11 protein-coding genes are annotated in these 13,991 nt (G+C 68.0%); 4 read left to right on the plus strand and 7 right to left on the minus strand.

The features are described from left to right. Nucleotides 1-9: 9 nt before the first annotated feature. The 7 genes from HWX87_RS06615 to HWX87_RS06645 form a co-directional block, all read right to left on the minus strand. Entirely contained in the window at nucleotides 10-423 is a 414-nt protein-coding gene (locus HWX87_RS06615) for an SgcJ/EcaC family oxidoreductase (protein ID WP_176046382.1), read from the minus strand. 120 nt (nucleotides 424-543) lie between these two features. Next, nucleotides 544-1,257: a nitroreductase gene (locus HWX87_RS06620; protein WP_176046383.1), complete on the minus strand. Its 714-nt coding sequence runs from the start codon at nucleotides 1,255-1,257 to the stop codon at nucleotides 544-546. A gap of 104 nt (nucleotides 1,258-1,361) precedes the next feature. Further along, complete coding sequence (locus HWX87_RS06625) at nucleotides 1,362-2,150, minus strand: IclR family transcriptional regulator (RefSeq protein WP_176046384.1); 789 nt, start codon at nucleotides 2,148-2,150, stop codon at nucleotides 1,362-1,364. Between the two features lie 7 nt (nucleotides 2,151-2,157). Then, a complete protein-coding gene (locus HWX87_RS06630; protein WP_176046385.1) occupies nucleotides 2,158-3,027 on the minus strand; it encodes a helix-turn-helix domain-containing protein in 870 nt (289 codons plus the stop codon). 425 nt (nucleotides 3,028-3,452) lie between these two features. After that, a complete protein-coding gene (locus HWX87_RS06635; protein WP_176046386.1) occupies nucleotides 3,453-6,971 on the minus strand; it encodes a pyruvate carboxylase in 3,519 nt (1,172 codons plus the stop codon). A 273-nt stretch (nucleotides 6,972-7,244) separates the two neighbouring features. After that, nucleotides 7,245-7,439: a hypothetical protein gene (locus HWX87_RS06640; protein ID WP_176046387.1), complete on the minus strand. Its 195-nt coding sequence runs from the start codon at nucleotides 7,437-7,439 to the stop codon at nucleotides 7,245-7,247. 243 nt (nucleotides 7,440-7,682) lie between these two features. After that, the gene (locus tag HWX87_RS06645) at nucleotides 7,683-8,834 is read right to left on the minus strand and encodes an acyl-CoA dehydrogenase family protein (protein ID WP_175691579.1); all 1,152 of its coding nucleotides are present in this window, start codon (nucleotides 8,832-8,834) and stop codon (nucleotides 7,683-7,685) included. Between the two features lie 241 nt (nucleotides 8,835-9,075). Between HWX87_RS06645 and HWX87_RS06650 the strand changes: the two genes are divergently transcribed. The 4 genes from HWX87_RS06650 (at nucleotide 9,076) to HWX87_RS06665 (ending at nucleotide 13,991) form a co-directional block, all read left to right on the plus strand. Further along, nucleotides 9,076-9,951 (plus strand): MaoC/PaaZ C-terminal domain-containing protein, encoded by an 876-nt coding sequence (locus HWX87_RS06650; RefSeq protein ID WP_176046388.1) that lies wholly within the window; start codon nucleotides 9,076-9,078, stop codon nucleotides 9,949-9,951. A gap of 24 nt (nucleotides 9,952-9,975) precedes the next feature. Continuing rightward, nucleotides 9,976-10,725 carry a 3-oxoacyl-ACP reductase FabG gene (gene fabG / locus HWX87_RS06655; protein ID WP_176046389.1) on the plus strand — a complete coding sequence of 250 codons (750 nt, stop codon included), beginning with the start codon at nucleotides 9,976-9,978 and terminating at the stop codon, nucleotides 10,723-10,725. Nucleotides 10,726-10,817: 92 nt separating this feature from the next. Next, nucleotides 10,818-12,023, plus strand: coding sequence for an acetyl-CoA C-acetyltransferase (locus HWX87_RS06660; RefSeq protein WP_176046390.1), 1,206 nt, complete (start codon nucleotides 10,818-10,820; stop codon nucleotides 12,021-12,023). 15 nt (nucleotides 12,024-12,038) lie between these two features. Then, a complete protein-coding gene (locus tag HWX87_RS06665; RefSeq protein ID WP_176046391.1) occupies nucleotides 12,039-13,991 on the plus strand; it encodes an AMP-binding protein in 1,953 nt (650 codons plus the stop codon).

A 13,991-nucleotide genomic window follows, 5' to 3' on the forward strand; every position in this document is an offset into this window, starting at 1 on the left:
TGGGCCGATTCAGATCGGCGGTGTGTCCGGCGACGTCGAAAAATGATGCTGGCGGACTTTCCATTCGCCCTGCTGCAACGCGATCACGAGTGTCGTGCGCAAACGCGAGCGCGACGTGTTGCCGTCGCCGAGGACGAACGCGAACTCGCCGTAGCCTTGCGCGAGAAAGCAGTCGTCACCCAGGCGGATGAAGTGCTGCTCCACCAGCGCCAGCGTGGCCGACCGGATCACGCCGTCGTACGACGCGAAGTACGCGCGAATTGCATCACGCCCGGCCGAATGGCCGGGCCGGCCGCCGAAGAACAGCGCATCGGCCGTGTAGATGCTGGTCAGCGCGTCGGGATTCCAGTCGCGCGCGGCCGCGTTCCACGCCGCCTGCACGATTGCCAGCGCGGGGCCGGGCGTGTCGTTCGTTCCAACCATCGACTCCTCTCCTTTCCTGGGACGCCTGCCGGCGCCATTGCCGAGCGTGTGCGCTCGCCGATCCGCCCTGCCGTTGCCGTCACGCAGGCGCACGACGGATGCCGACCGGAGTGACACCGTTCAGACCATCTGCATCACGTCCGCCGTGGCCACGCGCGACGAGCGGAACGCGTTTGCCGGATGGGTCATGTCGGCATAACCGAACCCGATGCCGCAAACGAATTTCCGCTCATCGCCGATCCCGAAGTAGCGGCGGATGAACCGGGCGTGATGTGCGAGCGCCGCCTGTGCCGTCGTCGCGATGCCGTGCGCGCGCGCCGCCAGCATGAACGACGCGACGAACGCGCCGCAGTCGAGCGCCGCATACGGCCCCAGCTCGGCCGGTATCGTCAGCAACGCGACATGCGGCGCGCCGAACAGCCGGAAATTCTCGGCGACCTGCCGCTCGCGCGCCGGCCGGTCGTTGCGCGCGATGCCGAGCGCCGCATAGAGCGCATAACCGACTTCCCTGCGCCGCTCGCCGTACACGCCGCGGTATTCGTCCGGGAACGGAATGTCGGAATCGATCCCGGGATGCTGCGCGGCATGCGCGACGAGCGCCTCGCGGAAGCGTTCGGTCGTGTCGCGGGACGTCACGGTCGCGTGCCACGGTTGCACGTTGCACCACGACGCCGCGCGTTTCGCGACGTCGACGATGCGCTCGATCACGTCGATCGGCACGGCGTCCGGCAGGTACGCGCGGCAGGTGAAACGCCCGGACGCAAGGCGCTCGATCGCTTCCGCGTCGGCGATCGGGCGGACGCCCGATTCCTCGTACTCGGTTTGCGCTTGCATGGAACGTCTCCGGTTAGCGGCACATGAAGGCGCCGCGTGCAACAGATATAACTACCATTAGTTAGCCATCAAGGCCGGCCTGCGCCCGCGTTCATGCGTGATCGTCAGGGCTCGCAGTCGACATCGCTCAGGATGAAGGACAGCGTCTCGGCCGCCGCCTTCAATTCCGGCGTCACGCGCTGGCGGATCGCCGTCATGTCCGGCTCCAGTTCCACGGCCCCGCAATTCAGCGCCATCAGCGTGCGGTTCCGGCCGACCACGATCGGCAGTGCGACGCCATACGCATTGCGCTGATACTCGCCGACCGACATGCACACGCCCGACTGCTTCAGATCCTCGAACGCCGCATCGAGGTTCTCACGGACGGTGTCCGCATCGTCCCCCGCCGCATCGAGCAGCTCGGCAATCAACGGCGCGCGCAGCGCGTCGGGCAGCCCGTACAGATACGCGCGCCCGACCGAGGTCGTCGCCATCGGCAGCAGCGAACCGACGCCGAGGCGCAGCGTCGCGATCCGGGCGCTCGCGCGCCAGGCGATATACACCATGTCGAGCCGGTGCGGAACGGCGAGCGCGACGGACAGGTTCAGCTTGTCGGCCAGCTTCTGCATCACCGGCGTGACGAGGCGCGTGACGGGATTCGCTTCCAGGTACGCATGGCCGATGCTCAATGCGCCGGCACTGAGTTCGAACTGGCGCCCGCCGCCCACCCTGCGCAGGTAGCCGATCGAGATCAGCGTGGTGGTCAGGCGCGACACCGTGGCTTTCGGCAGGCCGGTGCGCCGCACCAGTTCCGCGTTGGACAGTGGCGCGCGTGCCGCGCGGAACGCGTGGAGCACCTCGAGCCCGCGTTCGACGGTCAGCGTGACGCCCTGTTGCTTGTCGGTCCGGTTCATGTTCGTGTCAGTCGATGACGACCGCCTGCTCCTGCAGATGCTGGGCCGCCGCCACCAGCCGCGGCCCGAGTTCGCGTTCGACCCGCGCGCGCCCGAGTCGCGCGCTGCGCCCGATACAGGCGAGCACGAGCGGCGTGTGGTCCTGGACCACCAGCGGCACCGCGAGGATCGTCAGGTCCGGCTCCCACTCGCCGAGCGACATGCAATAACCGACGTTGTGCACCTGCGAGATGCCCTCGCTGATGCGGCGGCGCAGGTTGGGCCAGTCGCGGCCCGTCTTGCGTTCGATGTTGCCGAGCAGGTAGAAGCGTTCGAGTTCCGGCAATGCGGCCAGCAACGCCCAGCCCATCGGCGACGACGCGATGCGCAGGCGCGTGCCCGCGTACAGCTTCAGGTCGACCGACGCCGGCTTGCCCGCGCACGTTTCCAGCACGATCACGTCGAGACGGTCGCGCGTGCCGAGCATCACGTAGGTGTCGTTCATGTTCGCGAACGCCTGCATTTCGAGGCGCGCGAGCAGTTGAACGTTGGAATGCGCGATCGCCGCGTAGCCGAGCGACAGCACGGGGGCCGCCAGCCGATACTTGCGGCGCTGCGGCGAGTAGTGAAGATAGCCGAGCGCGACGAGCGAGCGCACCATCCGCGACACCGTCGGCGCGGGGATGCCCGTTTCGATCACGAGCTCCTGATTGCCGAGCCACGGCTCGTGCGGCGAGAACGCGGCCAGGATCGCGAGGCTCCTCGCCAGCGGCACGACCATCGCGCCGGACGCCTGCCCGCCGTCCGCGCGCTCGCTGTCTCCGAGCGGCGCGTCGTGCCAACTCGCGTCTTCCTGTCCTGGCAGGGGCAGCGCTGCCCGGTTTGCGTGCGGCGACATCGATTGCTCCATGTGTCTCGATCCGGCTCTGGAAGCGGCCATGAACGGCTTGTCCGATCGGTCGGGGCGGGACGCCACACGCGGTGGCGGCGCTCGCCCAGGCGACCGTCCGATGGCTTCATTACACGAGCCAACCGGGAAGCGAGTCAATTGTAGCGCCGATATGTTCCGTACTTTGAAACATGAACCAGGGCGGCGATCGAACGCCCGCGCTCTGAAACGGGGCTTTTTCGACAATGTGGAGACGGAACACGCGTGCGAGCGTCCATCAAAGTACGGAACACGGAATCGAGTCCCGAAGCGCATCGCGGCGCCGCGGCCGGCGCACGGCCGGCCCTCCCGAACCCGGTCGATTCGAGCCGTGCCGCGCGGCAGGCCGTCGTGTCGAGACGGCCTGCCCGATCGCGCGACCGGCGCGGCGCGCGTTACGCCGCGCCCTTCAGCTCGATCAACAGATCCTTCGCCGCGACCCGGTCGCCCGGCTTCACGTGCACGGCTGCGATCTCGCAGTCACGCTCCGCCGCGATGTGGGTTTCCATCTTCATCGCCTCGAGCGCGAGCAGCGTCGTGCCGGCCGTCACACGCTGCCCCGGCTGGACGGCGACCGTCACCACCGAGCCCGGCATCGGAGCTGCGATGTGCAGCGGATTCGCCGGATCGGCACGCTGCAGGCCATGACGCTCCTTGCCCGCCTGCACGACGCTCTTCTGCTCGACCAGCGCGGAGCGCGACTGGCCGTTCAGCTCGAACAGCACCTTCACGATGCCGTCCTGCGCGTCGGCGTGCTGCCCCTGCAGCGACACGAGCAGCGTCTTGCCCGGCTCGATGTCGATCGCCGCTTCCTCCTGCGGCTGCAGCCCGTACAGGAACGCCGGCGTTGGCACGACCGACGTGTCGCTGTACGCGCGAACGTGTGCGTAGTAGTCGACCGTCTGCTTCGGGTACATCAGGTAGGACGCGAGTTGCCGGTCGTCGAGAGGCTGCTCGCAGGCGGCCTCGGCCTGCATGCGCACCGCGTCGAGATCGACCGGCGGAATCTGGTCGCCGGGGCGATACGGCGCCGGCGGTTCGCTCTTCAGCACCTTGCGCGACAGGTCCGCCGGGAAGCCGTCGGGCGGGAAACCCAGCTCGCCCTTGAACAGCGACACGACCGATTCGGGGAATGCGATGTCCTTGTCCGGGTTGCGCACATCGTCCACGCCGAGATCGTTCGCGACCATCATCAGCGCCATGTCGCCGACCACCTTCGACGTCGGCGTGACCTTGACGATGTCGCCGAACAGGCGGTTCACGTCCGCATACGCGCGCGACACCTCGGTCCAGCGATGATCGATGCCGAGCGAGCGCGCCTGCTCGCGCAGGTTCGTGTACTGGCCGCCGGGCATCTCGTGACGGTAGACGTCGGCCGTGCCCGCGCGAATCTCCGATTCGAACGGCGCGTAATAACGGCGCACGCCTTCCCAGTACATCGACGCTTCGTGCAGGCGGTTCTGATCCAGACCCGGATCGCGTTCGCCACCGGCCAATGCCGCCGCGATGCTCGACAGGTTCGGCTGCGACGTGAGCCCGCTCATCGCATCGAGCGCGCCGTCCACCGCGTCGCAGCCGGCTTCGACCGCCGCGAGCACCGACGCGGCGGCGATGCCGCTCGTGTCGTGCGTATGGAAATGCACGGGCAGCCCGGTTTCTTCCTTGAGCGCCTTCACGAGCGTGGCGACCGCCTGCGGGCGGCAGATGCCGGCCATGTCCTTGATGCCCAGCACGTGCACGCCGGCCTGCTGCAGTTCGCGCGCGATGCCGACGTAGTACTTGAGGTCGTATTTCGAACGCGACGAGTCGAACAGGTCGCCGGTATAGCAGATCGCGCCTTCGCACAGCATCCCGCTCTCGCCCACCGCGTCGATCGCCACGCGCATGTTGCGCACCCAGTTCAGCGAATCGAATACGCGGAACACGTCGACGCCCGCGCTCGCGGCCTGCTGCACGAAGAAGCGCACGACGTTGTCCGCGTAGTTCGTATAGCCGACCGCGTTCGAGCCGCGCAGCAGCATCTGGAACAGGATGTTCGGCACACGCTCGCGCAGCAGCGCAAGGCGTTCCCACGGGTCTTCCTTCAGGAAGCGCAGCGCGACGTCGAAGGTCGCGCCGCCCCAGCATTCGAGCGAGAACAACTGCGACAGCTCTCGCGCGTAGAACGGCGCGATCGGCAGCATGTCGGCGGTACGCATGCGCGTCGCGAACAGCGACTGGTGCGCGTCGCGCATCGTCGTGTCGGTCAGCAGCACCTGCTTCTGGTCGAGCATCCAGCGCGCGAACTTCTCCGGCCCGAGTTCACGCAGCCGATCGCGCGTGCCGGCCGGAATCGCCGCGGTCGTATCGATCTTCGGCAGCACCGGCTTCGACAGCGGCAGCGCCGGCAGCGTGCGGCCGTTCATCTCGGCGTTGCCGTTCACGTTCAGCTCGCCGAGGTAGCGCAGCAGCTTCGTCGCGCGATCGCCGCGCTTCGCGAATTCGAGCAGCTCCGGTGTCTTGTCGATGAAGCGCGTCGTCACGTCGCCGGTGATGAACGCCGGGTGGTTGATCACGTTTTCGAGGAACTGCAGGTTCGACGTGACGCCGCGAATCCGGAACTCGCGCAGCGCGCGATCCATCCGGTGAATCGATTCGGCGGCCGTCGGCGCCCAGGTCGTCACCTTGACGAGCAGCGAGTCGTAATATGGCGTGATCACCGCGCCGCCATACGCGGTGCCCGCGTCGAGCCGCACGCCGAAGCCCGCCGCGCTGCGGTACGCGGTGAGCCGTCCGTAGTCGGGGAGGAAGTCGTTCTCCGGGTCCTCGGTCGTGATCCGGCATTGCAGCGCGTTGCCGTTCAGCGGAATCGCGTGCTGTTCCGGCACGCCGGCCGCGCGCGCGACGAGTGTGCCGTCGCCATCCGTCGCATCGTCGGCGAGACCGATCCGGCCGCCTTCGGTGATGCGGATCTGCGCCTTCACGATGTCGATCCCGGTGATCATTTCAGTCACCGTGTGTTCGACCTGGATGCGCGGGTTCACCTCGATGAAGTAGAACCGGCCGGTGTCGGCGTCCATCAGGAATTCGACGGTGCCCGCGTGCGTATAACCGACCGCGCGCATCAGGCGCAGCGCCGATTCGCACAGCGCGTGCCGGCCCGCGTCGTCGAGATACGGCGCCGGCGCTCGCTCGACCACCTTCTGGTTGCGCCGCTGCACCGTGCAGTCGCGCTCGTACAGGTGCACGACCGTGCCGTGCAGATCGCCGAGCACCTGCACCTCGACGTGCCGCGCGTTGCGCACGAGCTTCTCGACATACACCTCGTCGTTGCCGAACGCGGCCAGCGCTTCGCGGCGCGCAACCGGCAGCAGCGTCTCGAGATCCTGGGCGTTTTCCAGTACGCGCATCCCGCGCCCGCCGCCGCCCCAGCTCGCCTTCAGCATCAGCGGGTAACCGACTTCCGCGGCCAGCGCCTTGCAGGCATCGAGGTCGTCCGGCAGCGGCGAGGTCGCCGGCATCACGGGCACGCCGGCCGCGATCGCCGCGTTGCGCGCGGCCACCTTGTTGCCGAGCGTGCGCATCACTTCCGGCGACGGGCCGATCCAGCGAATGCCGGCGTCGATCACGGCCTGCGCGAAATCGGGGTTCTCCGACAGGAAGCCGTAGCCGGGGTGGATCGCGTCGACCTTGGCCTGCCGCGCGACACGCAGGATGTCGTCGATGTCGAGATACGCGGCGAGCGGCTTCTTGCCTTCGCCGATCAGGTAGCTTTCGTCCGCCTTGAAACGATGCAGCGCGAGGCGGTCTTCCTTCGAATACACGGCCACCGTGCGCATGTTCAGCTCGGCGGCGGCGCGCATCACGCGAATCGAGATTTCCGAGCGGTTCGCGATCAGGATGGACTGGATGGGGGTAGGCGTCACGGCAGCCATGGAGTGTGAATGGTTGAATGAGGTTCGCCGACGTGCCATCTTCGCCTGCCCGATTCACGGGGCGGCGGACGGATCGTCGCGTCGGTCATGCACTGTTGCATCGTCCCGGCTTTCGCCAGTCAACATCTTCGTCATATCGCCCGATAGCCGCTATCGACATCGCGACGACGAACAGCATCCAGCCGACCAACCGGGCAGACGAACAGGAGACCGGCCGGCCGGTCGTCGATCGGGACACGGCGGGCCCGCGCCACGACGCGGCCCGCCACGACGTCAGTCGCGGTGCTCGAACAGCGGCGCGTGATCCATCCAGTCGTAACCCGCCCCGGATTTCGCCCACGCCCAGTTCGCATCGCGGGGCCGGTCGCCGGGCTGCGTCGTCGCTCGAACGCGCGCGCGCCCTCGTTCGAGCGCGAGCCCGTGCGCGTCGTCCTGCGGTACGCCATTTCGCTTTTGGTAGCCAGTCATTGCATCACCTTACGTTTATGGAAGCTTTTCGCTCTTCGGCCAGGCCCGTCCGGGTCAGGGCAATTCCTGCGTGACCGGTGAGCGCCGAATACGTCGAGGTTCGGTCACGCAAAAAGCAGGCCACATCGGATCTCGAACGAACGGCCCCGCTCCGCGGGGAAATCGTTCAAACGCGGTTTCAAAATTCGTTCAATTCTGAAATTGAGGTTCTGGTTTTGAAATTGCGCGGCGGCGCGTCGCGCCTTATTGCGCGTCGCGCACCATGTTGCGGGCGATCACGATCTGCTGGATCTGGGTCGTGCCTTCGTAGATGCGGAACAGGCGCACATCGCGGTAGAAGCGTTCGATCGCGTATTCGGACATGTAGCCGGCGCCGCCGAAAATCTGCACCGCGCGATCGGCCACCCGGCCGCACATCTCGGACGCGAACAGCTTCGCGCACGACGCCTCGGTGCTGACCGGCAGCTTGTCGTCGCGCCGGCGTGCGGCATCGACCACCATGCAGCGGGCTGCGTAGATCTCGGCCTTGCTGTCGGCGAGCATCGCCTGCACGAGCTGGAAATCGGCGATCGGCTTGCCGAACTGCTTGCGCTCCATCGCATACGACAGCGCCATCGACAGCATCCGCTCGGCCACGGCCACGCACACCGCGGCGATATGGATGCGGCCCTTGTCGAGCACCTTCATCGCCGTCTTGAAACCCTGCCCTTCCTTCCCGCCGATCAGGTTCGCGGCAGGCACGCGCACGTTGTCGAAGATCACGTCGCACGTATGGGCACCCTTCTGCCCCATTTTCTTGTCGCGCTTGCCGAAGCTGATGCCGGGCGTCTTCGCGTCGACGATGAACGCCGAGATGCCGCCAGAGCCCTTGTCGTCCGGGTTGGTCCGCGCCATCAGCGTGAAGATGCCCGCATGCGGCGCGTTCGTGATGAAGCGCTTGGTGCCGTTCACCACGTAGTCGTCGCCGTCGCGGATCGCGGTGGTACGCAGCGACGCCGCGTCGGAGCCGGCTTCCGGTTCGGTCAGCGCGAAGGACGCGATCAGCTCGCCGGTCGCGAGGCGCGGCAGGTACTTCTCCTGCTGCTCGGGCGTGCCGTCGAACAAGATGCCCTGCGAGCCGATGCCCACGGTGGTGCCCAGCAGCGAGCGGAACACCGGCGACGCCTGGCACAGCTCGAACACCGCCAGCACCTCCTCCTCCATCGTCAGCTCGAGGCCGCCGAAGCGCTCCGGAATGGTGAGACCGAACAGGCCCATCGCCTTCATGTCGGCGACGATGTCGTCGGGAATCTCGTCGGTGTCGGCCACGTGCTCCTCGTTGGGCACGAGTCGCTCGCGCACGAACCGCGCGATGGAGTCGAGCAGGCCGTTGAGCGTTTCTTGATCGCGAATCATGTCGGTACGCCTGAAAAAGAGGGGGAAAACGACCCGATGCTGCGCCGGCGGCCGGCGCGAAACAATCGCCCGGCCGAAAACGTTCCGGAGAATGAAATCGCACCGGCGAGGCCGGTATTGGCCCGGCGAGCGTGGCGCCCCGGGCGTCTGCCAAGGTACGGAACAAAGTCCGCCGATCCGTTGACCGGCACAGCGGGCGGTTCCATCGTGGGAACCTGAATCCACTGCCGTCACGTTCGCCATGCCGCTCCAGCCCGATCACCTGCTGTCCCGCCCGTTCCCGCCCATCGAGCATGCGTACTCGCTGCGCGATACCCAGTTGTACGCGCTCGGCCTCGGCGTCGGCGCCGATCCGCTCGATGCCGGGCAATTGCGTTACGTCTACGAAGGCCGGGACGGCACGGCGCTGCGCGCGCTGCCGACGATGGCGAACGTGCTCGCGTATCCGGGCTTCTGGGCGCGCGAACCGGATATCGGCATCACCTGGCAAAAGATCCTGCACGCGGAGCAGGAAATCCGGATTCACGCACCGTTGCCGGCCAGCGGCCGCGTCACGGGCACGACGCGCGTCACCGGGCTGTGGGACAAGGGCGTAAACAAGGGCGCGTTCCTGCAGCAGACGCGCGAGATCGCCGATGCCGACACCGGCCGCCTGCTCGCGACCGTCGTGCAGCTGAGCCTGTTGCGCGGCGACGGCGGCTTCGGCGAAGGCGGCAGCACCGAGCCGCTGCCGGTGCCGCATGCAATGCCCGACGGCGAGCCCGATCACGTCTGCGAGCTGACCACGCCCGCGCAACTGGCGCTGATCTACCGCCTGAGCGGCGACCTGAATCCGTTGCATGCCGATCCGTCGGTCGCCTCCGCGGCCGGTTTTGCGCGCCCCATCCTGCACGGCATGGCGCTGATGGGGGTGGCCGCGCACGCGGTGCTGCGCACGGTGCTGGCCTACGACGACACACGCTTCGCGGGCATGCGCGTGCGCTTCACCGCGCCGGCCTGGCCCGGCGACACGCTGCGTACCGAGATGTGGGTGCGCGGCGACACGGTTTCACTGCGCGTCACGGCCGTGGAGCGCAACGTGGTGGTTTTGACCAACGCGCGGGTCGACCTGCGCTGAATCGCAATTCTTCAGGAGACACACATGGATCTGGGTTTGACCGGCAAGGTTGCCATCGTCACCGGCTCGGCACGCGGCCTCGGCGCCGCCACCGCGCGCCGGCTCGCGGAGGAAGGTGCAAGCGTCGTCGTCACCGACATCAACGCCGAACTGGCGCAGGCCACGGCACAAGCACTGCGTGACGAAGGGCTGGCCGCGCACTGCGTCGTGGGCGACATCACGCAGGCGGCTGATGTGCAGCGTCTCGTCGACGAAACGGTCGCGCATTTCGGCGGCGTGCACATTCTCGTGAACAACGCCGGCGCGCCGCGCGACAAGTACCTCGTGAAGATGAGCGAGGACGACTGGGATTTCGTGATGACGGTGATGCTCAAGGGAGCGTTCCTCGCCGCCCGCGCGGTGATGCCGCACTTCATCGAGCAGGGCTGGGGCCGGCTGATCAACATCAGCTCGCGCGCACACCTGGGCAATCCGACGCAGGCCAACTACTCGGCCGCGAAGGCCGGCCTGATCGGCATGGCCCGTGCGCTGTCGATGGAGGAAGGCCGCTACGGGATCACCGCGAACTGCGTGGCGCCGGGTTTCATGGAAACGGAAATGGTGCAGGCGCTGCCGACCTACGAAACGATCAAGGAACGCGCGGTGGCCGCGCAGCCGATCAAGCGCGTCGGGCGTCCGGACGACATCGCCGACGCGGTGGCCTTCCTGGCGAGCGAGCGCGCCGGCTTCATCAGCGGCGAAGTGCTGCACGTCACGGGCGGCCGCTACGGCTGATCCGTTGCCCGCACCGCAACCACGATAGCTGCCGGCGCGTGACACGCGAGCACGGGTGGCTGAATATTGATGACATTGAAGAGGCATTCGAAATGAAACGAGCAGCCATCGTCGCCCCGCTGCGCACGCCGGTGGGCGCATTCGGCGGAACGCTGAAGGGCGTTCCCGTCGAGGAACTCGGCGCGACCGTCGCGCGCGCCGTCGTCGAACGTACCGGGCTCGATCCCGCGCGCATCGACGACGTCGTGTTCGCGCAAAGTTATGCGAGCGGCGAGACGCCGTGCACCGGGCGCTGGGTGGCGCTGCAGGCGGGCTTCCCGATCGAGGTCGCGGGCATGCAGCTGGACCGGCGCTGCGGCGGCGGCGTGCAGGCGCTGGCCACGGCGGCGATGATGGTGCAGACCGGCGCGGCCGACGTGGTGATGGCCGGCGGCGTCGAAAGCATGAGCAACGTCGAGTTCTATACGACCGACATGCGCTGGGGCAAGCGCGCGGGCTCGGTCACGATGCACGACCGGCTCGACCGCGGCCGCGAGCGTTCGCAGCCGGAAAGCCGTTTCGGCCGCATCAGCGGCATGATCGAAACCGCCGAGACGCTGGCACGCGAATACGACATCACGCGCGAAGCGTCGGACCGCTTCGCCGCGCGCAGCCACCAGCGCGCCGCCGCCGCGCAGCGGAACGGGTATTTCGATGCGGAGATCGTTCCGGTCGCCGTGCCGCAGCGCAAGGGCGATGCGCTGATCGTCGCGCAGGACGAAGGCGTGCGCGGCGAAACGACGCCCGACAGCCTCGCGAAACTGCGCACCATCATGAAGGACGGTGTCGTCACGGCCGGCAATGCATGCCAGCAGAACGACGCGGCCGCCGCTTGCCTGATCGTCGCCGAGGACAAGCTCGACGAGCTCGGCCTCACGCCGATCGGCTGGCTGGTCGGCTGGGCCGCCGCCGGTTGCGACCCGGCCCGCATGGGCATCGGCCCCGTGCCGGCCGTGCAGAAAGTGCTGGCGCGCACGGGCCTGACCTTCGGCCAGATGGACCTGATCGAGCTCAACGAAGCGTTCGCGTGCCAGGCGCTGGCCTGCGTGAAGGGCTGGGGCAGCTCGATGGACGCGCTCGAAGACAAGCTCAACGTGAACGGCTCCGGCATCTCGCTGGGCCACCCGGTGGGCGCGACGGGCGGGCGCATCATGACCACGCTGCTGCACGAAATGCAGCGCCGGCAAGCCCGCTACGGGCTGGAAACGATGTGCATCGGCGGCGGCCAGGGCATCGCGATGATCGTCGAACGCGCATAAGGCTGGAGACCGACCATGAGCCATCCTGAATCCGGCCAGACCTGGCAACCCGGCGAGCGCGAACTGCAGAACGCCGGCATCGTGAAGCTGATGCGCGCGCTGGACGTGCCGTCGTATGACGAACTGATGCGCGTGTCGATTGCCGAACCCGAGCGCTACTGGAACACCGTGATGCGCGAATGCGCGATCGCGTGGGACGCGCCACCCACCGGTCATGTCGACCTGTCGCGCGGCCCGCAGTTTCCAAGCTGGTTCCCCGGCGGCCGGCTCAACTGGGTCAATACGATTTACGGCTGGGCGCGCAATCCGGCCACCGCGCAGCAGAAGGCCGTCGTCGCCGAACGCGAGGACGGCAGCGTCAGCGAGCTGACCTACGCGGCGCTGGAGCAGCGCGTGCGCGACTTCGCGGCGGGCCTCGCGCTGCGCGGTGTCGAGCAAGGCGATCGCGTCGGCCTGTTGATGGAAAACGGTATCGAGGCGACCGTCTCGCTGCTGGCCATCGTGCATCTGGGCGCGCTGGTCGTGCCGTTGTTCAGCGGCTTCGGCGTCGACGCGATCGTGGCGCGCCTGTCGGCGGCCGACGCGCGCATCGTGATCGCGTCCACCGGCTTCTCGCGCCGCACCAAGCGCGTGGACGTCCAGGGCGCGCTGCGCGACGCATGGCGCCAGTTGCCGCTGCTCGAACACGTGATCTGGAAGCGCGGCGAAGGCGACACCGCGCAGGACGCGCGCGATCTCGACTGGCAGGAAACGGCGAGCATCGCACGCGGCCAGGGCAGCGCGCCGGTATCCGTCACGCCCGATACGCCGTTCATGGTGATCTATACGTCGGGCACCACGGGCAAGCCGAAGGGCGTCGTGCACACGCACGGCAGCTTCCCGATCAAGATCGCGCACGATTCGCTGATCCACTTCGACGTGCATCCGGGCGACGTGTATTGCTGGCCCGCCGACATGGGCTGGATCGCCGGCACGCTGGTGCTCGGCTGCGCGCTGCTGCGCGGCGCGACGCTGGTGTGCTACGACGGCGCGCCCGACTACCCCGACTGGTCGCGCATGTCGCGCGTGGTGGAACGCCACGGCGTCACGCACTTCGGCTCGGCGCCCACGCTGATCCGCGGGATGGCCAGCCACGAAGCGCTCGCGCTCGCGGGCGACCGCTCCACCGTGCGCTTGCTGATCACGGCGGGCGAAGGCATCGCGCCCGAGCATTTCAGCTGGTTCCTGCAGCGCTTCGGCGACGGCACGGCGCCCGTCATCAACTACACGGGCGGCACCGAAGCGTCGGGCGCGCTGCTCGCGAGCGTCCCGATCAGGCCGATTCCGCCGAGCGGTTTCAACACGGTCTCGCCCGGCGTGGCCGTTGACGTGGTGAACGCCGACGGCCGGAGCGTGACCGGCGAAGTCGGCGAGCTGGCGATCCGCGCGCCGTTCGTCGGCATGACGCAATCGTTCTGGCGCGACGACGAACGCTACCTGGAAACCTACTGGCAGACCCTCCCGGGCATCTGGGTGCACGGCGACCTCGCGCTGCGCACGCCCGACGGCAACTACTTCATGATGGGCCGCTCCGACGACACGCTGAAGGTCGCCGGCAAACGCCTGGGGCCGGCCGAGGTCGAGGAAGTCGTGCTGGAGCTGCCCGACGTGGCCGAGGCGGCCGCGATCGGTGTGGCCGATGCGGACAAGGGGCAGAAGCTGGTCGTGTTCATCGTGCCGAAGCCCGGCGCCGGCGTCGCGGCCGCCGATCTGGAAGCCGTCGTGTCGGGCCACGTCGACAAGCGCCTGGGTCGCCCGTTCCGGCCCGGCCGCGTGCACGTGGTCGCGCAGCTGCCGAAAACACGCAGCTCCAAGATCATGCGGCGCGTGATCCGCAGCGTGTATTGCGGGCAGCCGCCGGGTGACCTGTCGTCGCTCGACAATCCCGGCGCGCTCGACGAAGTGCGCGCGGCCGCGACCTCCGCCTGA

The sequence above is a fragment of the Burkholderia sp. BCC1644 genome, from assembly GCF_902833225.1.
Classification (GTDB): Bacteria; Pseudomonadota; Gammaproteobacteria; order Burkholderiales; family Burkholderiaceae; genus Burkholderia.

Bases quoted from the DNA above. Each gene is read 5' to 3' on its own strand.
- HWX87_RS06625 (WP_176046384.1), bottom strand. From the start codon at position 2,150: ATGAACCGGACCGACAAGCAACAGGGCGTCACGCTGACCGTCGAACGC.
- HWX87_RS06665 (WP_176046391.1), top strand. From the start codon at position 12,039: ATGAGCCATCCTGAATCCGGCCAGACCTGGCAACCCGGCGAGCGCGAA.
- HWX87_RS06640 (WP_176046387.1), bottom strand. From the start codon at position 7,439: ATGACTGGCTACCAAAAGCGAAATGGCGTACCGCAGGACGACGCGCAC.
- HWX87_RS06630 (WP_176046385.1), bottom strand. From the start codon at position 3,027: ATGTCGCCGCACGCAAACCGGGCAGCGCTGCCCCTGCCAGGACAGGAA.
- HWX87_RS06650 (WP_176046388.1), top strand. From the start codon at position 9,076: ATGCCGCTCCAGCCCGATCACCTGCTGTCCCGCCCGTTCCCGCCCATC.
- HWX87_RS06645 (WP_175691579.1), bottom strand. From the start codon at position 8,834: ATGATTCGCGATCAAGAAACGCTCAACGGCCTGCTCGACTCCATCGCG.
- HWX87_RS06635 (WP_176046386.1), bottom strand. From the start codon at position 6,971: ATGGCTGCCGTGACGCCTACCCCCATCCAGTCCATCCTGATCGCGAAC.
- fabG (WP_176046389.1), top strand. From the start codon at position 9,976: ATGGATCTGGGTTTGACCGGCAAGGTTGCCATCGTCACCGGCTCGGCA.
- HWX87_RS06660 (WP_176046390.1), top strand. From the start codon at position 10,818: ATGAAACGAGCAGCCATCGTCGCCCCGCTGCGCACGCCGGTGGGCGCA.
- HWX87_RS06615 (WP_176046382.1), bottom strand. From the start codon at position 423: ATGGTTGGAACGAACGACACGCCCGGCCCCGCGCTGGCAATCGTGCAG.
- HWX87_RS06620 (WP_176046383.1), bottom strand. From the start codon at position 1,257: ATGCAAGCGCAAACCGAGTACGAGGAATCGGGCGTCCGCCCGATCGCC.